At 73.0% G+C, this 24,449-nt stretch carries 25 protein-coding genes; 10 read left to right on the top strand and 15 right to left on the bottom strand.

Translation table 11 applies throughout. The annotated features are described in order from the left end of the window. Positions 1 to 27 precede the first annotated feature (27 nt). From ETD85_RS10025 to ETD85_RS09960, 14 genes are all read right to left on the bottom strand, one after another. Positions 28 to 981, bottom strand: coding sequence for an NAD-dependent epimerase/dehydratase family protein (locus ETD85_RS10025; RefSeq protein ID WP_138689355.1), 954 nt, complete (start codon positions 979 to 981; stop codon positions 28 to 30). A gap of 3 nt (positions 982 to 984) precedes the next feature. Next, on the bottom strand, positions 985 to 1,305 hold the full coding sequence (locus ETD85_RS10020) for an antibiotic biosynthesis monooxygenase family protein (RefSeq protein ID WP_138689354.1): 321 nt from the start codon (positions 1,303 to 1,305) through the stop codon (positions 985 to 987). Then, complete coding sequence (locus ETD85_RS10015) at positions 1,302 to 1,610, bottom strand: antibiotic biosynthesis monooxygenase family protein (RefSeq protein ID WP_138689353.1); 309 nt, start codon at positions 1,608 to 1,610, stop codon at positions 1,302 to 1,304. The genes ETD85_RS10020 and ETD85_RS10015 overlap by 4 nt, the downstream gene beginning before the upstream one ends. Before the next feature lies 1 nt (position 1,611). Next, entirely contained in the window at positions 1,612 to 2,340 is a 729-nt protein-coding gene (locus ETD85_RS10010) for an SDR family NAD(P)-dependent oxidoreductase (protein ID WP_138689352.1), read from the bottom strand. A 15-nt stretch (positions 2,341 to 2,355) separates the two neighbouring features. Continuing rightward, positions 2,356 to 2,817, bottom strand: coding sequence for an anthrone oxygenase family protein (locus tag ETD85_RS10005; protein WP_138689351.1), 462 nt, complete (start codon positions 2,815 to 2,817; stop codon positions 2,356 to 2,358). Continuing rightward, positions 2,814 to 3,281, bottom strand: coding sequence for an SRPBCC family protein (locus ETD85_RS10000; protein WP_138689350.1), 468 nt, complete (start codon positions 3,279 to 3,281; stop codon positions 2,814 to 2,816). Before ETD85_RS10000 ends, ETD85_RS10005 begins: the two co-directional genes overlap by 4 nt. Continuing rightward, a complete protein-coding gene (locus tag ETD85_RS09995) occupies positions 3,278 to 3,544 on the bottom strand; it encodes an acyl carrier protein (protein ID WP_138689349.1) in 267 nt (88 codons plus the stop codon). Before ETD85_RS09995 ends, ETD85_RS10000 begins: the two co-directional genes overlap by 4 nt. Positions 3,545 to 3,557: 13 nt before the next feature. Then, positions 3,558 to 4,775: a ketosynthase chain-length factor gene (locus tag ETD85_RS09990; protein WP_138689348.1), complete on the bottom strand. Its 1,218-nt coding sequence runs from the start codon at positions 4,773 to 4,775 to the stop codon at positions 3,558 to 3,560. Then, positions 4,772 to 6,043 carry a beta-ketoacyl-[acyl-carrier-protein] synthase family protein gene (locus tag ETD85_RS09985; RefSeq protein WP_170246614.1) on the bottom strand — a complete coding sequence of 424 codons (1,272 nt, stop codon included), beginning with the start codon at positions 6,041 to 6,043 and terminating at the stop codon, positions 4,772 to 4,774. Before ETD85_RS09985 ends, ETD85_RS09990 begins: the two co-directional genes overlap by 4 nt. Beyond that, positions 6,043 to 6,462, bottom strand: a complete 420-nt coding sequence (locus ETD85_RS09980; protein ID WP_138689346.1) for a cupin domain-containing protein — start codon at positions 6,460 to 6,462, stop codon at positions 6,043 to 6,045. Before ETD85_RS09980 ends, ETD85_RS09985 begins: the two co-directional genes overlap by 1 nt. A gap of 23 nt (positions 6,463 to 6,485) precedes the next feature. Further along, positions 6,486 to 6,809 carry a TcmI family type II polyketide cyclase gene (locus ETD85_RS09975; protein WP_138689345.1) on the bottom strand — a complete coding sequence of 108 codons (324 nt, stop codon included), beginning with the start codon at positions 6,807 to 6,809 and terminating at the stop codon, positions 6,486 to 6,488. A 78-nt stretch (positions 6,810 to 6,887) separates the two neighbouring features. After that, on the bottom strand, positions 6,888 to 7,736 hold the full coding sequence (locus ETD85_RS09970; protein WP_138689344.1) for an alpha/beta fold hydrolase: 849 nt from the start codon (positions 7,734 to 7,736) through the stop codon (positions 6,888 to 6,890). Continuing rightward, a complete protein-coding gene (locus tag ETD85_RS09965; protein WP_138689343.1) occupies positions 7,733 to 10,843 on the bottom strand; it encodes an AMP-binding protein in 3,111 nt (1,036 codons plus the stop codon). Before ETD85_RS09965 ends, ETD85_RS09970 begins: the two co-directional genes overlap by 4 nt. A gap of 14 nt (positions 10,844 to 10,857) precedes the next feature. Next, positions 10,858 to 13,842: a condensation domain-containing protein gene (locus tag ETD85_RS09960; protein ID WP_138689342.1), complete on the bottom strand. Its 2,985-nt coding sequence runs from the start codon at positions 13,840 to 13,842 to the stop codon at positions 10,858 to 10,860. 79 nt (positions 13,843 to 13,921) lie between these two features. Here ETD85_RS09960 and ETD85_RS09955 point away from each other — a divergent pair, with 79 nt between their 5' ends. From ETD85_RS09955 to rfbB, 5 genes are read left to right on the top strand one after another with little or no spacing between them, the layout of a single operon-like run. Next, positions 13,922 to 15,244: a nucleotide disphospho-sugar-binding domain-containing protein gene (locus ETD85_RS09955; RefSeq protein ID WP_138689341.1), complete on the top strand. Its 1,323-nt coding sequence runs from the start codon at positions 13,922 to 13,924 to the stop codon at positions 15,242 to 15,244. Further along, positions 15,244 to 16,425, top strand: a complete 1,182-nt coding sequence (locus tag ETD85_RS09950) for a glycosyltransferase (RefSeq protein WP_138689340.1) — start codon at positions 15,244 to 15,246, stop codon at positions 16,423 to 16,425. Before ETD85_RS09955 ends, ETD85_RS09950 begins: the two co-directional genes overlap by 1 nt. Further along, positions 16,422 to 17,168 carry a 4'-phosphopantetheinyl transferase family protein gene (locus tag ETD85_RS09945; RefSeq protein WP_138689339.1) on the top strand — a complete coding sequence of 249 codons (747 nt, stop codon included), beginning with the start codon at positions 16,422 to 16,424 and terminating at the stop codon, positions 17,166 to 17,168. Before ETD85_RS09950 ends, ETD85_RS09945 begins: the two co-directional genes overlap by 4 nt. A gap of 22 nt (positions 17,169 to 17,190) precedes the next feature. Next, on the top strand, positions 17,191 to 18,255 hold the full coding sequence (locus ETD85_RS09940; protein ID WP_138689338.1) for a glucose-1-phosphate thymidylyltransferase: 1,065 nt from the start codon (positions 17,191 to 17,193) through the stop codon (positions 18,253 to 18,255). After that, a complete protein-coding gene (gene rfbB, locus ETD85_RS09935; protein WP_138689337.1) occupies positions 18,252 to 19,241 on the top strand; it encodes a dTDP-glucose 4,6-dehydratase in 990 nt (329 codons plus the stop codon). Before ETD85_RS09940 ends, rfbB begins: the two co-directional genes overlap by 4 nt. 4 nt (positions 19,242 to 19,245) lie before the next feature. On the opposite strand, the gene ETD85_RS09930 is transcribed toward rfbB, so the two are convergent. Next, complete coding sequence (locus ETD85_RS09930) at positions 19,246 to 20,226, bottom strand: helix-turn-helix domain-containing protein (protein WP_138689336.1); 981 nt, start codon at positions 20,224 to 20,226, stop codon at positions 19,246 to 19,248. A gap of 334 nt (positions 20,227 to 20,560) precedes the next feature. On the opposite strand from ETD85_RS09930, the gene ETD85_RS63020 reads away from it, so the two are divergent. The 5 genes from ETD85_RS63020 to ETD85_RS09910 all read left to right on the top strand — a co-directional run bounded on the left by ETD85_RS63020 (position 20,561) and on the right by ETD85_RS09910 (position 24,430). Then, positions 20,561 to 20,731 (top strand): hypothetical protein, encoded by a 171-nt coding sequence (locus ETD85_RS63020; RefSeq protein WP_170246608.1) that lies wholly within the window; start codon positions 20,561 to 20,563, stop codon positions 20,729 to 20,731. A gap of 38 nt (positions 20,732 to 20,769) precedes the next feature. Beyond that, entirely contained in the window at positions 20,770 to 21,081 is a 312-nt protein-coding gene (locus ETD85_RS09925; RefSeq protein ID WP_138689335.1) for a hypothetical protein, read from the top strand. A 38-nt stretch (positions 21,082 to 21,119) separates the two neighbouring features. Then, the gene (locus ETD85_RS09920; RefSeq protein ID WP_138689334.1) at positions 21,120 to 21,926 is read left to right on the top strand and encodes an AfsR/SARP family transcriptional regulator; all 807 of its coding nucleotides are present in this window, start codon (positions 21,120 to 21,122) and stop codon (positions 21,924 to 21,926) included. Positions 21,927 to 22,019: 93 nt separating this feature from the next. Further along, on the top strand, positions 22,020 to 23,198 hold the full coding sequence (gene metK, locus ETD85_RS09915) for a methionine adenosyltransferase (RefSeq protein WP_138689333.1): 1,179 nt from the start codon (positions 22,020 to 22,022) through the stop codon (positions 23,196 to 23,198). Beyond that, the gene (locus ETD85_RS09910; protein ID WP_206058213.1) at positions 23,198 to 24,430 is read left to right on the top strand and encodes a cation:proton antiporter domain-containing protein; all 1,233 of its coding nucleotides are present in this window, start codon (positions 23,198 to 23,200) and stop codon (positions 24,428 to 24,430) included. The genes metK and ETD85_RS09910 overlap by 1 nt, the downstream gene beginning before the upstream one ends. Positions 24,431 to 24,449: the final 19 nt, after the last annotated feature.

Genomic DNA, 24,449 nt, shown 5'->3' with positions numbered 1-24,449 from the left:
ATTCAGGGTGAACTGTGCCGGGCGGCGTCAGTGAAGCACTGGTGTCTCACTCACGCTTCGCCAGAGCCCGCGGATCGAGTCGATCGGTTTGTGCTGCGGGATCCAGCGCAGGGCCCGGCGCGCGGCGCCGATGTCGACGTACTGCCGCCCCGCGTCGGCGTCGCGGCGCAGCCCCCGGTACGGCCGCGTCACCCGCCGCACGGGCACCCCGCTGACCTTGATCAGCTCGTCGACCAGGGTCTTGACCGGCGTCAGCCGGCCGTTGGCGATGTTCAGCACGGGTGGCGTGGCCGAGATGCGGGCGGCCTTGACCACCGCGGAGACCACGTCCCGCACGTCCACGAAGTCGCGCTCGTCGCTCAGCTCCGGCAGCTCCACCGTCGCCGGACGCCGGGCGAGCTGCGCGGCCAGGCCGCCGAAGAAGCTGGCGACCGGCGCGTTCGGCCCGAGCACGGTGCTGACCCGCAGCACCACGCCGTCGAGCTGCCGCGCCTCGATCGCGCCCACGACGAGCCGGCTGCCCGCCAGCTTGGAGCGGGCGTACGGGGTGATCGGGAGCTCGGCGGTCGTCTCGTCGAGCAGCGCGTAACCGCCCGGCTGGGCGCCGTACTCGTAGACGGAGCCGAGCTGGACCAGCCGGACCCGGCCGCCCACCGCGCCGACCCCGGCCACCAGCCGGGCGACCAGTTCCTGGTTGGAGTGGGTCATCTCCGTCTCGGAGACCTCCCACAACGCGCCGGCCGCGTTGACCACGACGCGGGGCCGTACCCGGGCCAGGAATCCGGCCAGCTCGCCCGCGGAGTTGGCGGCCAGGTCGGCCAGGTAGAGGCGGCAGCCGGCCGGGGCGGCGGCGGGCCGCCGCGCCACGGCGATCACGTCGAAGCCCGCCTCACGCAGCCCGACGCAGACGAACCTGCCCAGATACCCGGTGCCGCCGGCGACCAGCGCCACCGGGCGGGCGGGTGCCCTCACCTCGCCCATGGCTCACTCCTGCCGGCCGTAGGAGGCGAGCACCTCGTAGACGCCGAACGTCTCCCCGCGCCCGCGATCCTGCAGCGGGCGCAGCGGCGAGGTGGCGCCCCGGTGCTGGTCGCCCTCCTCCCAGCGGCGGAAGGCGCCCAGGCTCGTCCACCTGCTCAGCACCACGAAGTCGCCGGGGCGGCGCACGTCGCCGAGCAGCTCGTTGCCGAGCAGGCCCGGCGTGCCGTCGAGCCGCCCGCTGATCTCGTGGTAGGCGCGCTCGACGGTGTCCGCCCGGCCGGCCGGCGCGGTGGCGTAGAGCAGGACGCGGACCTCGCCGGTCATCGTGCCGCCCCGGCGAGCGAGTGCAGCACGGTCATCGTGGTCATGGAGCCCGCGACCCGGTAGGGGTGCAGCTTCTTGCGGTGCTCCAGGTGCTGGTCGCTCAGCTCGTACTCGCGGAAGCGGGCCTCGTCGGTCCAGTCGCTGACGATGTAGTAGACGCCCTGCTCGTCCTCGCTCCTGGACAGCCACTGCCCGAGGTTGGCGGGCTGGCCGGTGATCACGTCGGCGCCCGCCAGCCACGCCCGCTCGAACTCCGCCTCCCGGCCCGGCACCAGCTCCATCCTGAGCAGCACGCGGAACGCCATCTCAGATCCCCCCGTCCACGTTGAGCGTCTCGCCGGTGACGTAGGAGGACAGGTCGCTGGCCAGGAACAGCACCGCGCCCGCGATCTCCTCGACCCGGCCGAGCCTGCGCACGGCGGTCAGGCCCTCGTAGCGCGCCACGACCTCGGGCGGCAGCTCGGCCTCGGTGGCGATCACGCCGGGCGCGATCACGTTCACCCGGACGCCGCGCGGCCCCAGCTCCTTGGCCAGGGACCGGCACAGGCCGACCAGCCCGGCCTTGGCGGCGGTGTAGTGGGCGCGCAGCGGGATGCCCACGCCGGCCGACCGCGACCCGATGGTGATCACCGAGGCGCTCTCGCCGAACAGCGGCAGCGCCCCCTGCGTGATCAGGTACGCCGCGGTCAGGTTGGTGTCCAGCACCCGGTGCCACTCCTCCGCCGGCAGCTCGCCGAACGGGATGTGGCTGATGACGCCCGCGTTGTGCACGACCACGTCCAGGCGGCCGAGCCGGGTGCGGCACTCCTCGATGAGCCGGCCGATCTCCTCGGCGCTGCTCACGTCGGCCCTGACCAGGTGGTGGTCGCCGGGCACCGTCTTGAGCTCCCTGGCCAGCGAGTCGACGTGCTCTCCCGTGCTGCGGTAGCAGGCCAGCACGTCGGCCCCGGCCCGGGCCAGGGCCAGCGTGATGCCCCGCCCGATGCCCCGGGAGCCCCCGGTGACCAGGACTTTCTTGCCTGACAGTGAGATCATGGTGAGCTTCCTTACTCAGGCCGCTTGCGCGGTGGTGATCACGTTGACGACGAAGGCCAGCAGCGCGAGCGAGGTCCGCACGGTGTTCCAGGCCCGCCAGCGGCGGCGCGGGTCGATGTCCGCCCAGTCGCCGGGCCGCTGCTCCGGGTCCAGGCCCTTGACCATGCGGTTCACCGGCACGTTGCGGGTGATCGAGATGCCCATGACGGCCGCCTGGAGCACCGCCGCCGCTCCGTAGCCCAGCCGCGCCGGGCCGGGCTCGGCCAGCGCCGTGGCCAGCAGCACGTCCAGCACCAGGGTGGCGCCGTTGGTGACGGGCATGATCGGGTCGTAGCGCGGCCACAGGAACTGCACGAGCTGGACGTAGCGGCCGTACGGCAGGGCCAGCATCATCGGCGCGATGCCGATCACGGTGGACAGCATGATCCCGGCGGCGATCCCGTTGAGCACCGCCGCCAGGACGGCGACGACGCTCATCGCACCAGGCTCCGCGCGGCGGCCTCCTGCTCGACGAGGCTCTTGATGCGGCCCATCTCCCGCACGCTGTTGCGGTTGATGCGCGCGGTCATCTGCTCGTCGTCGACCGGGGCGCTCGGCTTCATGCCGAAGTTCTGGATCCAGCGCATCTGCACCCCGCCGGCCACCTGCGTGTACTCCCAGCGGATCAGCATGTACTCGAACGGCCCGGTCTCCACCCGGCGCGCCCGGACCGTGCGGGTGGCCGGGTCCGCGGTGCGCTCCGACACCCAGCTCCACACCTGGCCCTGCTCGTCCGGGTGCATGGTGAGCCGGAAGCGCACGGTGTGGCCCTCGCGGTGCAGGATCTCCGCGGAGGCGTACTCGGTGAACAGCCGCGGCCAGTTCGCCACGTCGTTCGTCAGCTCCCAGACCAGGTCGATCGGGGCGTCGATGACGATCCGGTTGTCGGTGTGCCCGCTCATGCCGAGACCTCCTCGGACAGCAGCCCCTCGACGTAGGCGAGGGTCTTGCGCGGGGTCGCCATGGTCTCGTCGAGCGAGTCGTCGGGCACGGTGATGCCGTACTTGCGCTCGATCTCCCTGGCCACGTTCATCACGGCCAGCGAGTCGAACCCGAGCTCGCCCATCGGCTCGTCCAGGATCTCGCGGTCCAGGTCGACCGAGTCGTCGTAGCCGACCGCCAGGAGCATGCACTCCTTGAGGTCCGCCAGCGTGAACTGCGTCATTTTCCTCTCCTCCTCACGGAGCCGTCAGGACCAGGGCGGCGTTGAACCCGCCTGCGCCGCGCGCCAGGACCAGCGCGGTGCGCACGCGGGCCTGCCGCGGCGTGCCGCACACCAGGTCGAGCCCGTAGGCCGGGTCCGGCCTGGCGGTGCCGACGGTGGGCGGGATGACCGAGTCGCGCATGGAGAGCAGCGCGGTGGCCGCGTCGAGGGCGGCGCCGCCGGCGTACAGGCGGCCGGTCATGGTCTTGGGCGCGGTGACCGGCACGCCGTGCGGGCCGAACACCGAGGCCAGCGCGTCGGCCTCGATGCGGTCCAGCTCGGGGTCGGCGGCGGCGTCGGCGAACACCACGTCCACGTCCTCCGGGCCGAGCCTGGCGTCGGCCAGCGCCAGCGTGATGGCGCGGCACAGCGCGGGCGGCCGGCCGCTGCCGGGGCGCGGGTCGAAGGTGGCCGCGTAGCCGGCGATCTCCCCGTACGGTGTGCGCGCCCCGCGCTCGCGGGCCGACTCCGCGCTCTCCACGATCAGCATCGCGCCGCCCTCACCTGGCACGAAGCCCGCGGCGCGCCGGTCGAAGGGCAGGTAGCACTCCTCGGGGTTGCCCGCGGTCGACAGCCGGCCGCTGCGCGTCTGGCAGACCAGCGCGTACGGCGACAGCGGCGCCTCGGTGCCGCCGGAGATCAGCACGCCGCCGTCCTCGCGCAGCACCCGGCGGCTGTGCCCGAGCACGTCCAGCCCGCCCGCCTGCTCAGCGACGATGACGCCGCAGCGGCCCTTGGCCCGCTCGTGGATCGAGATCTGGCCGGTGGACGCGGCGTAGAACCAGGCGATCGACTGGTACACGCCGACCGCGCCCGGGCCCCGGGTCCACAGCTGCTCGATCTCGCGCTGGCCGAACTCGTTGCCCCCGGAGGAGGCCGCGGTGATCACGCCGAGGCCGTACTCGGGCAGCGCCTTCGGGTCCACGCCGGCGTCGCGCAGCGCCATGGCCGCGGCGGCCAGGCCGAGCTGGGTCCAGCGGTCGGTCTGCACGATGAGGCGGCCCGGCACGTACTCGGCCGCGGCGAAGGAGTCGACGTTGCCGGCCAGCGTGGTCGAGTAGGCCGAGGCGTCGAAGGCGCGGATGCGGTCGATGCCGCTCTTCCCGTTGAGTGTGGCGTGCCAGTAGGTCTCCGTGCCGACGCCCGTGGGCGCCACGATGCCGAGACCGGTGATCAGGGCTCGTGTGCTCATGTCTCCTGCCGCTCCGCTCGCCGCAGCACCATCGCGCTCTGGAAGCCGCCGAAGCCGCTGCCGACCGTGAGGGCCACGTCCACCTGGTGCTTCCTGGCCTTCTTCGGGACGTAGTCGAGATCGCAGGCGGCGTCGTCCTGTTCGAGGTTGGCGGTGGGCGGGACCATGCCGTGCTCGACCGCCAGGGCGCAGGCGGCGATCTCTATGGAGCCGATCGCGCCCAGCGAGTGGCCGACCATCGACTTGATGGAGCTGACCGGCACCTCGTGGGCGCGCTGCCCGAGGCCGGCCTTGAAAGCGGCCGTCTCGTGCCGGTCGTTCTGCTTGGTGCCGGAGCCGTGCGCGTTGATGTAGTCCACGTCCTCGGGGGCGAGCCCGGCCCGGCGCAGCGCGACCGTGATCGCCTCGGCCATCTCGCGGCCGTCCGGGCGCAGCCCGGTCATGTGGAAGGCGTTGCCGCGGCTGGCGAAGCCGGCGATCTCGCTGTAGACGTGCGCGCCGCGCCTGGCGGCCGCCTCCGCCTCCTCCAGGACGAAGATCGCCGCCCCTTCGCCGATGACGAACCCGTCACGGCGCCGGTCGAACGGGCGCGAGGCGTGCTCGGGATCGCCGTTGTTGGGCGAGGTGGCCTTGATGGCGTCGAAGCAGGCCACGCTGATCGGCGAGATGGGGGCGTCGGTGGCGCCCGCGACGATGACGTCGGCGCTGCCGTCCTCGATGAGCTGGGCGGCGTGGCCCACGGCGTCCAGGCCGGAGGTGCAGCCGGTCGAGATCATCGAGACCGGGCCCTCGGCGCCGCAGCGCCAGGCCACGTCCCTGGCGATGCTGCTGGGCACGAGGTAGTCGTAGAGGCCGGGGGGAGCCTGCGACTCGTCCACCAGCCACTGCTCGCCGCCCTGGCTGACCACCAGGTACCCCTCTTCCAGGCGCATGGTGCAGCCGACCGCGCTGCCCACCACCACGCCGAGGCGCTCCGGGGCCAGCGCCTGGAAGTCCAGGCCGCTGTCGGCCATCGCCTCGTCCGCGCTGACCAGCGCGAACTGGCAGGCGCGGTCCTTGGTCTCGGCTTCCTCCGCGGTCAGGCCGGCCGCGATCGGGTCGAACTCGCACTCGGCGGCGATCCTGGAGCGGAACCGGGTGGCGTCGAACAGCGTCAGCGGGCGGGTGGCGGTGCGGCCCGCGGTGAGCAGGTCCCAGAAGGCGACCCGGCCGATGCCGCCGGGCGCGACCACGCCGATGCCGGTGATGACGGCCTTGCGGGCGCCCATCACGCCCCCACGATCTCGGGGTGCGGCGCCTCCGGGTTGGGCAGCTCCTCGGTGTCGACGTGGCCCAGGTGCGGCTCGGGCGCCAGCGGGCACAGGTGGAAGACCACCTGCGCCGGCTCGTCACCGGCGTTGACGACGCGGTGGCGGGCGTTGATCGGCACCAGCAGGCCCTCACCGGACGAGACCGGGACCGTCTCGCCGTCCACCGCGACCGAGACGTGGCCGCTGACGACGTACAGGAACTCCTCCGAGTACGGGTGGTAGTGCTCCGAGACGTGCTCGCCGGGCTCCAGTGTCAGGACGCCGAGGAAACCGGTGGTGGCCGCGCTGGTCTTCGGGCCGAGCACGACCCTGATGTCGCCACCGCGGCGGCGGTTGGGCGCGACGTCGCGCAGCCGTACCTTGGCGGGCTTGGTCATGTGTGCTCCTTGGGTGGGTCGGTTCACGGCCGCCGCCACTCGTAGAAGGGGGTGGCCATGGCGTCGGCGGGCCCCCGCCAGCTCGGGTGGTAGGGACGCACGTACGCGGCCAGGCCCTCGTCGATCGAGCGGTACAGGGGGTGGTTGCGGACCTCGGAGAGCGGGCCCGCCACGTCCTGCTCGGTCTCCACCAGGTGGAAGTACAGGTCGTGGAAGGTGAACAGGGTGCGCCGGGTCACGCCGAGCATGGCAGGCAGGTCGCTGCGGTCGGACTCGGCGAACAGTCGAGCGACGGGCTCGGTTCGCTCGGCGTTCAGTCGGGCGACGATGAGCTTGCGATGGGACATTCCTGTGGCCTCCTCTGGCCTGCACCTGAATGGTGACCTCAGCTGGTCGGGAGTCGATCGAAGATGCCTGGTCCGGGGCTATGCGCGCAGGAAGTCCCGCAGCAGCGCGCCGATCTCGTCGGCGGCCCTGACGAGGGCGTCGGCGTGGGCGACGCCGGGCACGAGGTGGAAGCGGGCGTCCGGGATCCGCCCGGCGGCCTCCCGTACGGCGTGAGGCGGGAACAGCAGGTCGTGCTCGAAGGCCACCAGCAGGCAGGGGGCCGCGATGCGGCGCCACTGCTCCTCACGGTCCCGGCGCAGCAGCCAGTCGTCGCCTGCCTGGCCCTGGCCGTGGAAGCCCGCGGTGTACGGGCCCCGCCTGCGCATGAACGACAGGCTCGTCCGCGCGGCCGGGGTGTCGGCCAGCAGGTCGGCGGGCGGGACGGTGATGAGGAGTTCGAGCAGCAGGCTGACCGGGTCGTTGCGCACCGACGACCTGGCCTCGGCGTAGGCCTGCTGGAACGAGGTCGGGACGGAGGTCGAGGCGACCAGCGCGGCCCGGCCGACGAGGTCGGGCCGGTTGACGGCCAGGTGTTCGATGACCATCCCGCCCAGCGACACCCCGGCCAGCGCGACCCGCTCCCAGCCGAGCCGGTCCAGCAGCCCGGCCAGATCCCCGGCCAGCTCCGGCACCGAGTACGGCCCGTCCGGCGCGGGCGAGTCGCCGACGCCGCGCTGGTCGTAGCAGAGCACCTGGAGTCCGGCCTCCACCAGCGCGGGCACCACAGTCAGCTCCCACATCACGCGCTGCATGCCCTGCCCGGGCACCAGCGCGACACGGGGCCCGCCGGGCCGGCCGTGCACCTCGTACGCGAGCTCCCGGGCCTGCGTCGCGCGGTCCTGGCCCTTCTTCGCGTGGTCCTGCTGCGCGCGGTCCTGAGTGTTCATCGCGCGCCCACCGTGATCAGCGTCTCCAGCTCGGCGCGCCACAGCGCGGCCAGCTCCTGCGCGCCAGCCGCCGAGATCACGTCGTCCCGGTACCACAGCCGCACGTCGAGCGTGGACCCGTACCACAGCTCCAGCGTGACCTCGAAGGCCGACTGGGTGCGCTGGTGCCGCCGCTCGGCGCACTCCACGCCGCCGAGGTCCAGCACGGGCAGGAGGTTGTTCTGGACCACGAACCCGGCCTGGCAGAACGGGTTGCGGGTGCGGTCCCGGGGCGTGTCCTCGCGCAGCAGCCGTTCCATCGGCGTGAACTGGAAGCGCATCGCCTGGGTCATCTGGGCGGCGGCCAGCGCCAGGTCGTCGGCGAGGTCGCAGCCGTAGCCCTCGCCGAAGCGGATCGCCACGGCCGAGGCGAAGCAGCCGATCACCTCCTGCGCCGCCGGGGTGGTGCGGCCGGTGACGGGGATGCCGATGGCGAAGTCCGCCGCGCCGGAGAAGCGGCGCAGCGCCCGCGCCCAGGCCGCGAGCAGCACCGGCTGCACCGTCCCGCCGTACGGCGCCGCCGCCTGTTCGGCCGCCGACCGCAACGCCTGCGGCACGTCGATCCACACCTCGCGCACGGGACCCAGCGCCGCCAGCTCCCCCGCCGGGACCAGTGGCAGGTCGGGCACGCCGACGAGCTGCCGCCCCCAGGCCGCGAGGTCGGCGCGGTCCCGCTCGGTCTCGTTCAGGTCCTGGTCGAGCCAGCTGTCGGCGAACCTGGACGGGCTCCGATACGGCAGCAGCCGCCCGGCCGCCAGCGCGCGGTAGGCGTTCGACAGGTCCCGGCAGAGCAGCCCGGCCGACCAGCCGTCGAAGGCCGTGTGGTGCACCGAGATGGCCAGGATGCGCTCCTCGGCCGACACCGGCATCAGCAGGGCCCGGATGGGCAGGTCCGCCTGGAGGTCGAACGGCCGCGACAGGAACTCCAGCACCTTCGGCCCGGCCACGTGCTCCGGGCAGGGCGGGCTGACGGTCAGCAGGTCGGGCACGTGCTTGGCGGCCACCACGTCGGCCCGCACGTCCCGCGCCCCCACCCGCACCAGCCGGGTGCGCAGCGCCTCGTGCCATCCGACCACCGCGCGCAGCGCGCCGGCCAGCGCCTCGACGTTGACGGGCCCCCGCAGCCGGAACTCCAGGGGGCACCGGGTGTCGTCGGAGCCCGGGTTCATCATCTCCAGGTACCAGAACCGCCACTGCGGCACCGGCAGCCCGGCCAGCCAGCGTTCGGCCGAGGGCTGGCCGGCCCGCTCGACCGTGCCCGCGGTCGCGGCCTGGACGGCGGCGGCCACGGCCAGCGGGGTGCCGGCCTGCATGACCTCCATGGCGTTGAGCTTGACGGAGTGGCGGCGGCTGACCCGGTAGGCGAGCTGGATGGCGGTGATCGAGGTCGCGCCCAGGTCGAAGATGTTGTCGCCGGGGCCGAGGCGTACCTCCAGGAGCTCCTGGGCGAGCGCGACGACGTCGTGCACCAGCGCCAGGTCCGGCTCCGCGGCGGCCGGGCGGCCGGGCGCGGGCTCCTGGGGATCGCGCCGTTCCAGGCCGGCGACCTGCTCGGCGCGGTGCCGTTCGGCGATGCGGGCCAGCTCCGCGTGGTCCACCTTGCCGTTGGCGTTCAGCGGCAGCTCGGCGAGCTTGAGCACCTGGTCGGGCAGCATCCCCGCCGGCAGGGCGTCGCGCAGCTCCCGCTTGAGCTCCTCCGCCGACAGGCGGCCGTCCACGAAGCAGGCCAGCAGGTGCGTCTTGACCGGCTCCCCGTGCGGCAGCGGCGCGACCGCCACCTGCCCGGACCCGGTCAGCCGGCTGATGACCGCCTCCACCTCGGCCGGCTCCACCCGCACCCCGCGGATCTTGACCTGCCGGTCCTTGCGGCCGGCGAAGATCAGCCCGTGCTCGGGGTCCAGCCGCCCGCGGTCTCCGGTGAGGTAGACCCGCACCGGGCCGCCGTCCAGGTCCAGCACGGGGAAGGCGGCGGCGGTGGCCTCCGCGTCGTTGACGTAGCCGCTGGACAGGCCCTGCCCGGCCACCGCGATCTCGCCCGTGCCGCCGGGCGGCACCGGGCGCAGCTCGTCGTCGAGCAGGTGGACGGTGGTGCCCGCCATCGGCCATCCGATCGGGACGTCGTCCACGACGGACTCCACGGGGTAACCGGTCGTGTAGACGCAGCTCTCGACCGGCCCGTACACGTGCAGCAGCCGGAGCCCGGGGTTGGCGGCCCGGCAGCGGGTGAAGTACTCGGGGGTGGCCCGCTCGCCGCCCACCATCAGCAGGCGGAGCCCGGCGAAGGCCCCGGGGTCGTTGTCGACCACGACGTTGAACAGCGCGGTGGTCAGGAACAGCGTGTCCACCCCGGCCGTGACCGCCTCGCGCACGTCCTGCGGCGAGACGTGCCGGCCGTCGAACAGCACCGACGTGCCGCCCCGTACGAGCGGGCACCACAGCTCCATGGCGAAGGCGTCCCAGGGGCAGGGCGCGGTCTGCAGCATCGTGCTGGCCTGGTCGAAGGCGAGCATCGGGTCGAGCGCGATCCGGACGATCGCCTGGTGCGCGGCCATCGACGCCTTGGGCGTGCCCGTGCTGCCGGAGGTGAGGAACACGCAGCACGGGTCGCCGGCGTCGCCGCCCGGGTCCGGGACCGGGTGGCCGGTCCCCTTCGCGCGCAGCTCTTCCAGGTCCAGCGGGACGGCGTCCTGCGGCAGGGCCTCGCCGTCGTCGTGGAGGAGCCAGCGGGCCCGCGTCCGCGCCAGGAGCTGCGCGATCCGGGCGGCCGGCCATTCGGGGTCGACCGCCGCGTAGGCGGCCCCGCACTTCAGCACGGCCAGCAGCGCCTGGACCAGGCGTGGCCCGCGCGGGATCCGCACGACCACGATGTCCCCGCCGCCGACCCCGGCCGCGGCCAGCCCGGCGGCCACCGCGGCGGCCTCCCGGTCCAGCTCCTGATAGGTGATGGCGGCGCCGCGCCAGATCAGCGCGGTCGCCTCGGGTGTGTGCCCGGCCCAGTGGCCGACCCACTGGTCGAGACGCCGGACGTCGTCACGGGCCGGATCCGGCCCCCGCAGCATCGAGCTCATGGTCCTACCCTTGGTCAGCGGATTTGGTCACGGGAGACGGCCAGCGGCGCCAGGGTGCGCAGGTCGTACCGGCCGGACGGGGTCATGGGAATCGCCGGGACGATCGCCCACAGCGAGGGCAGCATGTAGCGAGGCAGCCCGGTGGCGGCGAAGCCGGCCAGGACGTCGATCGGGTCGGACGGGCCGGTCGCGTGCGGGTCGGCCAGGATGACGGCGGCCATCAGCCGGTCTCCGTCCACCGCGCCCACGACCGCCTCGGCGACCCCGGGGCAGGCGCGCAGGCGGTCGCGGATCTCGCCGAGATCGATCCGGTGTCCGTGCACCACGACCTGCTCCTCGCGCGGGCCGAGCAGGTGCAGCCGCCCTGAGGCGGCCCAGCGGGCCAGCGTTCCTGAGCGGTGGTAGCGCAGGCCCTGGTGGCGGCCGAAGGCGGCCTTGGTCGCGACCGCGCCGCCGAGGCAGTCCACGGGGACTCCGTCGCCCACGGAGCACAGCTCGCCCACCGCGCCGGGCGGCACCAGGCCGCCGCTCTCGTCGAGCAGCACGATCCCGCTGCCCCGGACGGGGCGGCCCAGCGGGGCGGGCTCGGGGCCGAGGGTGACGACGGGGTGGCCGTGGGGGCCGTACCAGGTGGAGATGGCGAGCTTGGGGTGGCGTCCGAGCACGGCCCGTACGGCGGCGGGCGCGGGCGGCTCCCCCGCGACCACGACCTGACGCACCCCGTCGAACGCCGCCGGCTCGGCGAACGCCGGTGCCGTCACCACCATGCAGGTGGGACCCGGGTCGCCGGCCAGCTGGATCGTCGCACCCGCCGCCAGCGGGGCGAAGATCTCCCAGACCGCGGCGGCGCTGCCGGGCGGGGACCGGCGGGCGACGCGGTCGTTCCGCCGGACGGCGCCGTCCCCGCGCACGAGCGCGATGATCGCCCGATGCGGCAGGCGCACGCCGTTGTGCGCCTCATCGGTGACGATCGCGCAGGCCACCCGCTCAGGATCGGCGGGCGCGGGCGTGGGGACGGCGCCGGACGGCTGCCGGTGGCCGTCCGGCGCGGGGAGGCCGGACGGGGTGCTGACGACCGCCGCCGGGCGGAGGTCGGTGGCGAGCAGGGCGGCCGACGAGGGGGCGGTGAGGACGAACGCCGCGCCCAGCCGCACCACGGCCAGCACCGCCACGATCTCGTCCACGGGACGGGGCAGCGCGACCAGCACGAGATCGTTCGCCCGCACGCCGCGCGCCGCCAGCCGGGCCGAGCAGGTCTCGGCGTCCAGCAGCAGCCGCCCGTACGAGAGCTCGCGATCCCCGTCGCGCACGGCGGCCGAGTCCGGCTGCGTGCGGGCCCGCTGCTCGAAGAGCTGCCAGAGCCCGCCGTGGGAGTCCACCGGCCCGCCCTCGCGCCACCGGCTGAGCTGCCGCCGCTGCCCGCCCGAGACGGTCCGCACCCCGGCGAGCGGCCGGTAGTACTCCCTGCTCAGCTCGCGCAGCGTGGCGTGGAACGACTCGGCCAGCCCGCGCGCCTCGTCCGCGCCGAACACGGACGTCGCGTAGTCCAGGGCCAGCCGGGGCGTCTCCCCCCAGCGCAGCACGCTCAGCCCGGCGTCGGCGGCGATCATGCCCGAGAACGCGTCGTGGTAGCGCACCAGCACCTCGCCGGCCTGCTGCTCGTCGGGCAGGAACACCTCCTGCGACAGGAAGGTGACCTGCATGAGCGGCGTGCGCCGCCGGTCGGCCATGGCCCGCCCGCCGGGGATGCCTCTGCTGATGTCGCTGATGGGCACGTCCACGTAGGTGGCGCCCTCGGCGACGGCGGCGGCGGTGCGCTCCAGGTAGCGTTCGACCGGCTCCTCGTCGGTGATCTCGCACCGTACGGGCACGAGGCTGACGCAGGGCGCGATGACCTGCAGCCCGGACGCCTGCGCGCGGCGGGAGACCCCGACGCCGATCATGAACTTGCTCAGCCCGCAGCGCCTGGCGACGACGAGTTGCCAGGCGGCCAGCAGCACGCCGGTGTGGGTGATCCTGGCGCGGGTGGCGATCCGCTCGACCCCGGCGCGCGTCTCCTCGTCGAGGGCGAACTCCAGCCGGTCGCCGCGGAAGTCGAAGTCCGCCGGCCGGGGCCGGTCGGCGGGCAGCTCGACGATCGTCGGGTAGTCCGCGAGCTGTCCCACCCTGGCCCTGGTCAGCTCGTCGAGCCGGCCGCTGCCGAGCAGGTCCTGCCAGCGCCGCGTGAGCCCGTCGAGGCCGGGCGCGGGCCTGGGGTCGGCGTCGCCCTGGTAGTGGGCGATCAGCTCCTGCCAGAGCAGGCCGGCCGACCAGCCGTCGGCGAGCGCGCGACTGATCACGAGCGAGAGCAGGTGGCGCTGTTCGGCCAGCCTGGTCAGCACGAACGCGACCGGAGGCCGGCCGGCCTCCAGCGGCCCGCCGGTTCCGCCGGTCAGCCGGGCGTGCACGGCCCGGATCGGGTCGCCGTCGCTCGCGGCGGGCGCGTCGAGATGGACGATCGCCGCGTCCTGCGCGGCGTCGGCGGGCAGGACGTGCCTGACGTAGCCCTCCGGGGTCTCGGTGAACACGCTGCGCAGGGCCTCGTGCCGGGCGACGAGCCACCGTACCGACGCGGCCAGCCGCTCGAGCGACACCGGCCCGATCAGCTCGGCGCTGCTCACCTGGTTGATGGCCGTGCCGAGCAGCCGTTCCGCGCTGAGAAAGCCCTCCTGCTCGGGCAGCACACCCTGCCGTCCCCCGGGCGCGGCGGGCGCGGGCGGCGCCACCGGAAGGCAGGCCGCCAGGACGTTGGACAGCGGCGCGAGCCCCAGCAGCTGCCCCATCTCTATGCTGAGACGGAGCTCTTCCTCCGCACGGTCGACGACCTCCATGGCATCGAGCGACGTGGCGCCCAGCCCCACGAAGCTCTCGTCGAGACGCGCGGCGATCTCCTCGGCCGGGCGCTCCAGGACGGATGCGATCACGTGTAGCAGCGCGTCGGCGGCGTTGTCGGTGTTCATGGCAGCCCTCCGTTGTCATGCACGGGATCGATCGTGGGCCACCTGACTCGAGTACAACTCGAGCCGCCATCAGTGTCCCTTGACCACTCCTCGAAGCGACCGGGTGAACGTGGCCAGGTGTCCGGCCCCGCCGTCCTGCCCCCGTGGCGGCGGGGCCGCGGCAGAGGACTACAACCGCGAGGGGAAGTGGCAGATGCGCGTCCTGTTCGTCACTTGGGCTTGGCCGTCGCACTTCTATCCATGCGTCCAGCTGGGCTGGGCGATGCGCGCGAGCGGTCATGAGGTGGTGGTGGCCAGCCAGCCGGCCTTGGCGGACGTCGTCGCCGCGGCCGGGCTGCCGTCCGTCAGCGTGGGCCACGACCTGGACGTCGGGGCCCTGGCCGCGCGGTACTTCTCCTGGCTGGTACGGCAGAACCGGCCGGTCGAATGGGAGGAGACCCGGGCCTGGGGCGTGGGCAACGTCATCACCTACAAGAAGCTCGCCGAGGCGATGACCGCCGACACGCTGCGGTTCGCCCGCGGCTGGCGGCCCGACCTGGTGGTCTTCGACCCGACCACGTACGCGGGCCCGCTGACCGCCGCCGTGCTGGGCGTGCCGGCCGTGCGCCACATCTGGGGCATGGACTACACCTTCCGCACCCGGGAGTTCGAGGACGAGGCGCTGGCCGGGTTCTGCGCCGAGCTGGGTCTCGACGGCGTGGAGACGCTGGGCGCGGTCACCGTGGACCCGTGCCCGCCGTCCTTGCAGGTGCCCGCGCCGGTGCGGCGGCTGACCATGCGGCACGTGCCGTACAACGGGCCCGCCCTGGTGCCGGACTGGCTGGCCCGCCCACCGGAGCAGCGCCCACCGGGGCAGCACCCACCAGGGCAGCCTCCATCGGGAATGGGGGCGCACGGGCGCAGGCGGGTGTGCGTGCTGGGCAGCAGCGCGGTGGCGAGCTGGGGCGGCGGGCAGGACCGCCTGCTGCCGGGCGTGCTGCGAACGCTCGACGACCCCGACGTGGAGATCATCGCGATCGGCGAGCCGGGCGCGGGTGACGCCGGTGGCCGCCTGCGCGTCGTTGACCGGCTGGCGCTGCACCTCGTCCTGCCGACCTGCGACCTGCTGATCCACCAGGGCGGCGGCGGAGCGGTGATGAGCGCGCTGGCGGCCGGCGTGCCCCAGCTCATGGTGCCCAGATTCAGCGATCACGTCTTCAACGCCCGCCGGGTCGCCGACGCGGGCGCGGCACGGCAGGTGTTCGCCGGCGACTGCCCGCCGGACCGGCTCGGCGCCGAGGCCCGGCTGCTCCTGGACGACCCCGGCTACCGGGACGCGGCCGCCAAGCTGGCGCAGGAGATGGCCGACCAGCCGCCGGCCGCCGAGGTCGTGGACCGGCTGGCCGAACTGGCGGGTGCCTGATGGCCCGCATCCTGTTCACCACGCACCCGGCCAGCGGGCACCTGCGCCCGCTCGTCCCCGTCGCCCAGGCGGCGAAGCACCGCGGCCACACGGTGGCCGTCTGCGCCCCCGCCTGCATGGCGGCCGAGCTCCGCAGCTTCGGCCTGGACCATCTGACCGGCGGCTACGACTGGCGCTACGAGGTCTACCGCATGCTCCCGGACGGCTACGCCGATCAGGGCTTCGCCGAAGCGGCCGAGACGTTCCGCGCGCTGGGCGAGCCGCTGACCCGGGCCTACGCCGGGCACGTGGCCCGCGGGACGGCCGCCGACATCCTGTCTTCCGGCTGGAAGCCCGACCTCGTCGTCCGCGAGCTCGACGAGCTGGGCGGCTACCTGGCCGCCGAGGCGCTCGGCGTCCCGCACGTGCCGATCATCTCCTTCGGCGGCCTCGACGGCGTCACCGGCGCGCGGCTGGGCCCGATCCTGGAGCAGGGCCGCGCGGAGCTGGGCCTGCCGCCCGACCCGGATGGCGACGCGCTGTACCGGCACTTCACCGCGAGCTTCCTGCCGCCCGCGTTCGGCGCCTCGGAGCTGATCCTGCCCCGGACCCGCTGCTACCGGCACGTCAACACCCAGCCGCGCGGCAGCGCGCTGCCGGCCTGGTTCGCCGAGCTGGACCCGGCCGAGCCGGTGATCTTCGCCGGCTTCGGCACGGTGGTCTACAGCCTGCCCGGCTCGCGGGGGTTCGTGGACCGGGCCATCGAGGCGCTCGGCTCGCTCGGCCGCACCACGGTGCTGGCCGTGGGCGCGGGCGCCGACCCCGGCCAGTACGCCGCCCCGGACAACGTGCTCCTGGTGGACTTCGTCGACCAGGCGCTCATGCTGGAGAGTTGCGACCTGTTCATCACCCACGGCGGGCTGAACAGCATCAAGGAGGCCCTGCACGCGGGCGTGCCCATGGTCGCGCTGCCGGTGCTCGACGACCACCGGCACAACGCGGAGCGCTGCGAACGGCTCGGCCTGTCGCGCACCGTCCCGCTGGCCGCGGCCGACGGGCTCGGCGCCGCCGTGCACGAGGTGCTGACCACGCCGTCCTACCGGGCGGCGGCCCGGGGCATCCAGCGTCGCATGCACGCTCTGCCCCCCGTAGACCGGCTCCTCGACGACCTGGAATCCCTCCTCACCGCTATCGAAAGTTGAGCGCCATCGTGCCGGTCAACACCGCTCCAGCCGACCACGCGGGCCCCGCGCGGTGCGAGATCTGGTGGGCGCGGCCCAGCGATCAGCACGCGGGCCTGCTCAGCCTGCTGGAGGACGTGGAGCTGCAACGGCGTTCCGGCTACCGGCGGCCGGAGGACCGGGCCCGTTTCACCGTGGGCGCCGCGCTGATGCGGCTGGCCGCCGCCCGCACGCTCAGTTGCAGCCCGGGCGAGCTGCGCTTCAACCGCGACTGCCCGGACTGCCACCTGCCGCACGGGAGGCCCCGGCTGCGCCAGCACGACCTGGAGGTGGCGGTCTCGCACTCGGCGGACCTGGTCATGATCGGGCTGTCCACGTCCACGCCCATGGGGGTGGACGTGGAGCGCGTCGACCCGGCCCGCTCGCACAAGCTGGCCCGCCGGGTGCTCAGCGCCCGCGAGCTGGACGGTTTCCGAACACTCACGCACGACGAGCAGACCCAGGTGTTCTTCCAGGCCTGGACGCGCAAGGAGGCGGTGCTGAAATCGACCGGAGACGGGCTGCGCATGCCGATGAACGCCGTGGAGTTCGACGACAGAGGCCAGGTGCTGGCCTACCCCGGGCGGCCGGAGCTCACCGGCAACGCCCATGTGATCGACCTCAAACCACGCGAGGAGGGCTACCGGGCCGCCCTCGCCGTACTCACGCCGCCGCCGGCGGAGGTGACCCACTACGACGCGCGGGGGCTCCTGCGCTCCTGGTGACGATCTAACGGAAGGTACGCACGTGAAGGCTCTGGTTCTGGCCGGCGGCTCAGGGACGCGGTTACGTCCACTGAGCCACGCCATCCCCAAACAACTCATCCCCGTGGCCGGCAAGCCGGTCCTCGTCCACTGCCTGGAGAACATCGCCGCGATCGGCGTCACCGAGGTCGGCATCATCGTCGGCGACCGCGGCGACGAGATGCGGGCGGTGCTCGGCGACGGCTCCGCGCTGGGGCTGCGCATCACCTACATCCGCCAGCTCGCGCCGCTGGGCCTGGCCCACTGCGTTCAGCTCGCGCAGGACTTCCTCGGCGACGACGACTTCGTCATGTACCTGGGCGACAACATCCTGGCCGGGGACGGCATCAGCGGCATCGCCGCCGAGTTCGCCGAATACCGCCCGGCCGCCCACATCCTGCTCACCAAGGTCGCCAACCCCCGCGAGTACGGCGTCGCCGAGCTCGACGGGCACGGCCGGGTGGTCGCGCTGGCCGAGAAGCCCGCCCAGCCGCGCAGCGACCTGGCGCTGACCGGCGTCTACTTCTTCACCCGCGCCATCCACCAGGCCGTGCGCGCGATCTCCCCCAGCGCCCGCGGCGAGCTGGAGATCACCGACGCCATCGCCTGGCTGCTGGCCGACGGGCAGCGCATCCGCGCCACCCAGTTCCACGGCTACTGGAAGGACACCGGCAAGATCGACGACCTGCTGGAGTGCCACCGCGTGCTCATGGGACACCGGCGCGGCGACGTCCGCGGCAGCGTGGACGCCGTCAGCCTGGTCTCCGGCGACGTGGTGGTCGAGCCCGGCGCCCAGATCATCGAATCCATCGTCACCGGCCCCGCCGTCATCGGCGCGGGCTCGGTCGTGCGCGGCTCGCGCATCGGGCCCTACACGGCCCTCGGCAGCGGGTGCACCCTCGTGGACGCCGGCATCGAGCACTCCATCGTCCTCGACGGGGTCTCGGTGCAGAACGTCCGCGGCATCTACGGCTCGCTCATCGGGCGCGAGGCCGCCGTGTGCTCGGCCGTGGACGACGGTCACCGTCGCCTGGTCATCGGCGACCACTCCACCGTGGAGGTGGCATGAGAATCCTGGTAACCGGCGGGGCCGGCTTCATCGGCTCCCACTACGTCAGAACGATGCTGACCGGCGGCTACCCCGGCTTCGACGGGGCGGACGTGACCGTCGTGGACGCCCTCACCTACGCGGGGAACCGGGCCAACCTGCCGGACTCGCATCCGCGGATGACGTTCGTGACGGGCGACATCTGCGATCAGCAGCTCATGCGCGACCTGCTGCCCGGCCACGACGCGGTGGTGCACTTCGCCGCCGAGTCGCACGTGGACCGCTCGGTCGACGGGGCCGCCGAGTTCGTGCGCACGAACGTGGGCGGCACGCACAACGTCCTGGAGGCGGCGCGGCACACGGGCGTGCCGCGCGTGGTGTGCGTGTCCACCGACGAGGTGTACGGCTCGATCGCGACCGGGTCGTGGACGGAGGATTTCCCGCTCCTGCCGAACTCCCCGTACGCGGCCAGCAAGGCCGGTGCGGACCTGATCGCGCGCTCGTTCTGGCGCACCTACGGCATGGACGTGCGGATCACCCGGTGCTGCAACAACTACGGCCCCTACCAGCATGTCGAGAAGCTGATCCCGCGCTTCCTGACGAACCTGCTGTGCGGCGAGCAGGTGCCGCTCTACGGGCACGGCTGGAACATCCGGGAGTGGCTGCACGTGGACGACCACTGCCGGGCGGTGCAACTGGTGCTGACCGACGGCGCGGCCGGTGAGATCTACAACATCGGCAGCGGGCACGAGCTGACGAACCTGGAGCTGACCTCGGCGCTGCTCGACCTGTTCGGGCTGGACTGGGAGCGGGTGCGCGCGGTGGCCGACCGGCCGGGCCACGACCTGCGCTACAGCCTGAACGACGACAGGCTGCGCAGCCGGCTGGGCTGGGCGCCGCAGGTGTCGTTCGAGGATGGCCTGGCCCAGACGGCGGCCTGGTACGCCGACCACAGGGAGTGGTGGCAGCCGCTGCGCGAGCCGAGCACGCTGGTGCCGACCGCTTGACCCCCTATAACCACCCGTTGCGGGCGACGAGGAGGCCCAGCTCGAAGCGGCTGCGCGCGTTCAGGCGCTTCATCAGGTCCGACACCAGCCGCCGGATCGTCCGCAACGACAGCCCCAGCTTGCGGCTGATCATCTCGTCGGTCTGCCCCTCGGCCAGCAGCAGCAGGATCTCCCTGTCCCGGCTGGATAGCCCTCGGCTGTCGGCCGAGGGCTTCTCGTCCCACGGCGTCGCCGCGCTCCAGAACTGCTGGAACAGCACCCGCATGGCGGCCACGGCCCCCTGGGAGCGCAGTTCGAGCGCGCCGCGGCGGCCGTCGTTGGGGTCCAGCGGGACCAGCGCGACCTCGGCGTCCACGATGATCATCAGCATCGGCAGCGCCGGCACGATGCGGGTCTGCGCGCCCAGCATGGTCAGCCACCGCACGTACTGCAGCGTCACCGGGTCGTTGCGGAAGCTCTCCTGGTAGATGGTGCGGATCTGGACGCCGCGCTCCAGCGCCTGCTCGTTGAGCGGTTTGCCGGACTCGATCGTGTCCGGGCGCTGGGCCCCCGCGGGCACGAACGACAGGCACTCCGAGCGCGCGCACTCCGCCAGCTCGGTCAGGCGGTTGCGTACCGCGTCGACGCCGATGAGCTGGTGGACGAGCTCCGGCGCGTACTTCCCCTTGCCGCCGTAACGGGCGGCCAGCGTGGCGACCGCGACCCTGGTGGCCTCGATCTGGCGCTGCCGGGCGGCCAGCTCCAGCTCGCTGCGGGTCAGCAGCGCCGACAGGCCGACCTCCGGGCTGACCGGGCGCAGCTTGCCCTTGGCATTGGCGACCGGCGCCAGCAGGTGCTTGTCGGCGAGCTCGTCCAGGGCGGTGCGCACCTGGCCCTCGCTCATGCTCAGCTCGGTCGCCAGCTCCCCCAGGCCCAGGTCAGGGCGGTCCAGCATGAGGAGGTAGACGGTCTGCGTGAGCAACTCCAAGCCTAGTGCTTCCAGCATCGGCCTGCGCCTTCCCCCGGGATGCCGCCCACTATCGAGAACCATGAAACAGTAAATGCACGGCCCCGGCAAGGCAACCCGGGAAAGCCGAACTTCCTTTTGCCGCCGCTCGGCCCCGAATCGCCGTGGCAGCAAAGTGCCAGGCCGGATGGTGACATCCGAGAAACCGAACTGGTCATCCGGCCCACTGTCCTTTGCGGCCGCATCACCATAGTGCCAGGCCGCTTGGTGCCGTCTCCAAACAATAGCCGCCGGGCCGCCCACGGCTAATAATCAGATTTGCCAAGGCGCCTTGGCCTCCAGCGAAAAATTTCCCCTCACAGGAGCGAGCGGCATGAAAAACATCAGGACCCAGGCTCTCGTCGTCCTCGTCGCCGCCGGCGTCATCTTCGGCGCCGAAGCCGCGCTGGCCACGACCGGCGCCACCGCCACCACGTCGATCGCCTCCTGCGGCTTCGACTGGGGCATCCCCTGCGTCACCGACGACGGCTTCGACTGGGGATGACCGGGTCCCCGGACGTCCCGGCACCCGCGGAGCTCCCCATGTTCCTGATCGCCGCCACACTGGCCGACTCACCCCATCCCGCGCTCCCGGACGTCGACGTCGTCACGGACGTCTTCTGGTCGCTCAGCACCCCGGCCGACGGCGTCCTGCAGCACCTGCGCCTCGCCGCCCAGGCCCGTATCGAGATCGTCGCTTTCCTGCAAGCGCAGGACGGGCCTGCGGCGCTCACCGGCATCCGCAACCTCTGCCACCGGGTGATTTCCTCCTCCCCTTATCTGAAGGGCTGGGAAATTCACTCGGTCGAATTACTCGAATTAAAAACCGATGTCATCATGCCCGACGAGGGGTAAAAGGCTCGCGCCCACTCCCTGAAACACGAGGAACGTGCATGGAAATCAAACTTCTGGGGCCGATGGAAGCGAGCGAGTCGGGCATCTCCATACTTCCGTCGGCAGGCAAGCCAAGGCAGATCCTGGCCTTGCTCGCGCTCAACAGCGGGCAGATCGTCACCTCGGCGATCCTGGCCGAGGAGTTGTGGCGCGGCCGGCCGCCCCGGATGGCGAGCACGACGCTGCAGACCTACATCCTGCAGCTGCGCAGGAACATCGACCGGGCGCAAGGCCGCACGCAGAAGCGCACGGCCAAGGACGTGCTCGTCACCCGGCACACCGGTTACCAGCTCCTGCTCCCCGATGACCGGGTCGACGCCTTCCAGCACGAGCACCTGGTCGCGGCCGGCCGTCAGGCGGCGGCCGGCCGCGACGACGAGAAGGCGTCCGAGCTGTTCTCGGCGGCGCTGAAACTGTGGCGGGGCGCGCCTCTCGTGGACGTGCCCACCGGGACGCCGTTGCAGCTGGAGGTCATGCGGCTGGAGCAGCACCGGATGGTGGCGGTCGAGCTGTGGATCGAGACCGAGCTACGGCTCGGACGCCACCAGGGCCTGCTGGGCGAGCTGGCCGTGCTCTGCGCGCAGCAGCCGCTGAACGAGAGCCTGCAGACCAGCTACATGGTGGCCCTCTACCGCTCGGGGCGGCAGTGGCAGGCGCTGACCGTCTACCGCACGCTCTGCGCGACGCTGCGGCGGGAGCTGCAGGTGCAGCCGTGTCCCCGGACGCAGCGGATCGTGCGGGCCATCACCGAGAACCGCTCAGACCTCGACGACTTCCCCGGCTCGATGGTGGGCGCCGTCGGCTGACCCGGGTCTCGTGCGGATCTCGACCGTGGTGCGAAGCGACACGCGCAGGATGGCCGTCGGTCTCCTCGTTCGCGCTAGCACTAGGGAGAAGACGTGTCACGACGACTGTTCACCTCCGAGTCCGTCACCGAAGGCCATCCCGACAAGATCGCCGACCAGATCAGCGACGCGGTGCTCGACGCCCTGCTCGCGGCCGACCCCGCGAGCCGCGTCGCCGTCGAGACGCTGATCACCACCGGCCAGGTGCACGTGGCGGGCGAGGTCGCCACCGAGGCCCGCGTGGATGTCCCGCGCCTGGTCAGGCAGAAGATCCTGGAGATCGGCTACGACTCCTCGCACAAGGGTTTCGACGGCGCCACGTGCGGGGTGTCGGTGTCGATCGGCGCGCAGTCGCCGGACATCGCCCAGGGCGTGGCCGCCGCCGTCGAGCATCGCGCGGGCGGCGGCGACGAGCTCGACCGGCAGGGCGCCGGCGACCAGGGCCTGATGTTCGGCTACGCCTGCCGCGAGACCCCCGAGCTGATGCCGCTGCCCATCGCGCTGGCGCACCGGCTGGCGCGGCGCCTGTCCGAGGTGCGCAAGAACGGCACCGTCCCGTACCTGCGCCCCGACGGCAAGACCCAGGTCACGATCGAGTACGACGGCGACCGGCCCGTGCGCCTCGACACCGTGGTCGTCTCCACCCAGCACGCCGCCGGGATCGACCTGCACGACCTGCTGGCACCCGACATCCGCGAGCACGTCGCCGGCCCGATCCTCGCGGACCTCGGCATCGCGACCGAGGGCTGCCGCCTGCTGGTCAACCCGACCGGCCGCTTCGAGATCGGCGGCCCGATGGGCGACGCCGGCCTCACCGGCCGCAAGATCATCATCGACACCTACGGCGGCATGGCCCGTCACGGCGGCGGCGCCTTCTCGGGCAAGGACCCGTCCAAGGTCGACCGCTCGGCCGCCTACGCCATGCGCTGGGTCGCCAAGAACGTCGTCGCGGCCGGGCTCGCCGACCGCTGCGAGGTGCAGGTGGCGTACGCGATCGGCAAGGCCCAGCCGGTCGGCCTGTTCACGGAGTGCTTCGGCACCGAGCAGGTGCCCGTGGCCGTCCTCCAGGAGGCGATCACGAAGGTGTTCGACCTGCGCCCGGCGGCCATCATCCGCGACCTCGACCTGCTGCGCCCGATCTACTCGGAGACCGCCGCCTACGGGCACTTCGGCCGCGACGGCTTCCCCTGGGAGTCGATCGACCGCGCCGCCGAGCTGACGAAGGCGGTCTGATGATGGGCTCACACCAGGCCGCGGTCCTGCTGCTCGCGATCGCTGTGATCATCGTGGTGACCCGGCTGTTCGGCGCGCTGGCCACCCGGGTCGGCCAGCCGCCCGTGATCGGCGAGATCCTGGCCGGCATCCTGCTCGGCCCGACCCTGCTTGGCCAGGCCGGGACCGAGCTGCTGTTCCCCACCGACATCCGCCCGTTCCTGCAGACCCTGGCGAACGTCGGCGTCGTGGTCTTCATGTTCCTGGTCGGGCTGGAGGTGGACCACGCGCTGCTGCGCGGCAAGGGCAGGCTGGCGACCACGGTGTCGCTCACCTCGGTGCTGCTGCCGCTGGGGCTCGGCGCGCTGCTGGCGCTCTACCTCCTGCAGAGCCACCCGCACCCGCAGCGGCTGGGGTTCGCGCTGTTCATGGGGACGGCGATGGCCGTGACCGCCTTCCCCGTGCTCGCCCGCATCCTGACCGACCGCGGCCTGCACCGCACCAAGATCGGCGGCCTCGCGCTGACCTGCGCTGCGGTGGACGACGTGCTCGCCTGGTCGCTGCTGGCCCTGGTGGTGGCGATCAACGGGGCGGCGCCGGACCAGTGGCGGCTGGCGCTGGCCGTGCCGTACTTGATGGTGATGTTCTGGGTGGTACGGCCGCTGCTGCGGCGGCTGGCGGCCACCGCCGCGCCCGGGCAGGCGTTCGCGATCGTGCTGGCGGGCCTGATGCTCTCCGGCTACCTGACCGAGTGGATCGGCCTGCACTCCCTCTTCGGCGCGTTCCTCTTCGGCCTGATCATGCCGCGCGAGGGCGCCGAGCGGCTGCGCGGCCTGACCGTCGAGTGGCTGGGCCAGGTCTGCGCCGTGCTCCTGCTGCCCATCTTCTTCGTCATGGGCGGCCTGAACGTCAACCTGTCCGCCCTGGGCACGGCCGGACTGGTCGAGCTGGCGCTGATCCTGCTCGTGGCGGTGGGCGGCAAGTTCACCGGCGCGTACGCGGCGGCCCGGCTGCACGGGCTGGACGGCCGCGAGTCGGCCACCTTGGGCACGCTGATGAACACGCGCGGGCTCACCGAGCTGATCATCCTCAGCGTCGGGCTGCGGCTGGGCGTGCTCGACCGCGACCTGTACTCGCTGATGGTGGTGATGGCCCTGGTCACCACGGCCATGGCGGGCCCGCTGCTCGCTCTCATCCGCTCGCGCACGCGAGCCGCCGAAGCGCCCCGGCAGGACCGCGCGCTGGTGGGCTGACGGCCCTCGGAGGCGCGGC

The organism is Nonomuraea zeae (assembly GCF_005889725.1).
Taxonomy (GTDB): Bacteria; Actinomycetota; Actinomycetes; order Streptosporangiales; family Streptosporangiaceae; genus Nonomuraea; species Nonomuraea zeae.
The sequence above is the reverse complement of the archived record's forward strand: the minus strand, read 5'-3'. Positions and strand labels throughout refer to the sequence as shown.

Bases quoted from the DNA above. Each gene is read 5' to 3' on its own strand.
- ETD85_RS10025 (WP_138689355.1), bottom strand. From the start codon at position 981: ATGGGCGAGGTGAGGGCACCCGCCCGCCCGGTGGCGCTGGTCGCCGGC.
- ETD85_RS10020 (WP_138689354.1), bottom strand. From the start codon at position 1,305: ATGACCGGCGAGGTCCGCGTCCTGCTCTACGCCACCGCGCCGGCCGGC.
- ETD85_RS10015 (WP_138689353.1), bottom strand. From the start codon at position 1,610: ATGGCGTTCCGCGTGCTGCTCAGGATGGAGCTGGTGCCGGGCCGGGAG.
- ETD85_RS10010 (WP_138689352.1), bottom strand. From the start codon at position 2,340: ATGATCTCACTGTCAGGCAAGAAAGTCCTGGTCACCGGGGGCTCCCGG.
- ETD85_RS10005 (WP_138689351.1), bottom strand. From the start codon at position 2,817: ATGAGCGTCGTCGCCGTCCTGGCGGCGGTGCTCAACGGGATCGCCGCC.
- ETD85_RS10000 (WP_138689350.1), bottom strand. From the start codon at position 3,281: ATGAGCGGGCACACCGACAACCGGATCGTCATCGACGCCCCGATCGAC.
- ETD85_RS09995 (WP_138689349.1), bottom strand. From the start codon at position 3,544: ATGACGCAGTTCACGCTGGCGGACCTCAAGGAGTGCATGCTCCTGGCG.
- ETD85_RS09990 (WP_138689348.1), bottom strand. From the start codon at position 4,775: ATGAGCACACGAGCCCTGATCACCGGTCTCGGCATCGTGGCGCCCACG.
- ETD85_RS09985 (WP_170246614.1), bottom strand. From the start codon at position 6,043: ATGGGCGCCCGCAAGGCCGTCATCACCGGCATCGGCGTGGTCGCGCCC.
- ETD85_RS09980 (WP_138689346.1), bottom strand. From the start codon at position 6,462: ATGACCAAGCCCGCCAAGGTACGGCTGCGCGACGTCGCGCCCAACCGC.
- ETD85_RS09975 (WP_138689345.1), bottom strand. From the start codon at position 6,809: ATGTCCCATCGCAAGCTCATCGTCGCCCGACTGAACGCCGAGCGAACC.
- ETD85_RS09970 (WP_138689344.1), bottom strand. From the start codon at position 7,736: ATGAACACTCAGGACCGCGCGCAGCAGGACCACGCGAAGAAGGGCCAG.
- ETD85_RS09965 (WP_138689343.1), bottom strand. From the start codon at position 10,843: ATGAGCTCGATGCTGCGGGGGCCGGATCCGGCCCGTGACGACGTCCGG.
- ETD85_RS09960 (WP_138689342.1), bottom strand. From the start codon at position 13,842: ATGAACACCGACAACGCCGCCGACGCGCTGCTACACGTGATCGCATCC.
- ETD85_RS09950 (WP_138689340.1), top strand. From the start codon at position 15,244: ATGGCCCGCATCCTGTTCACCACGCACCCGGCCAGCGGGCACCTGCGC.
- rfbB (WP_138689337.1), top strand. From the start codon at position 18,252: ATGAGAATCCTGGTAACCGGCGGGGCCGGCTTCATCGGCTCCCACTAC.
- ETD85_RS09930 (WP_138689336.1), bottom strand. From the start codon at position 20,226: ATGCTGGAAGCACTAGGCTTGGAGTTGCTCACGCAGACCGTCTACCTC.
- ETD85_RS63020 (WP_170246608.1), top strand. From the start codon at position 20,561: ATGAAAAACATCAGGACCCAGGCTCTCGTCGTCCTCGTCGCCGCCGGC.
- ETD85_RS09925 (WP_138689335.1), top strand. From the start codon at position 20,770: ATGTTCCTGATCGCCGCCACACTGGCCGACTCACCCCATCCCGCGCTC.
- ETD85_RS09920 (WP_138689334.1), top strand. From the start codon at position 21,120: ATGGAAATCAAACTTCTGGGGCCGATGGAAGCGAGCGAGTCGGGCATC.
- ETD85_RS09910 (WP_206058213.1), top strand. From the start codon at position 23,198: ATGATGGGCTCACACCAGGCCGCGGTCCTGCTGCTCGCGATCGCTGTG.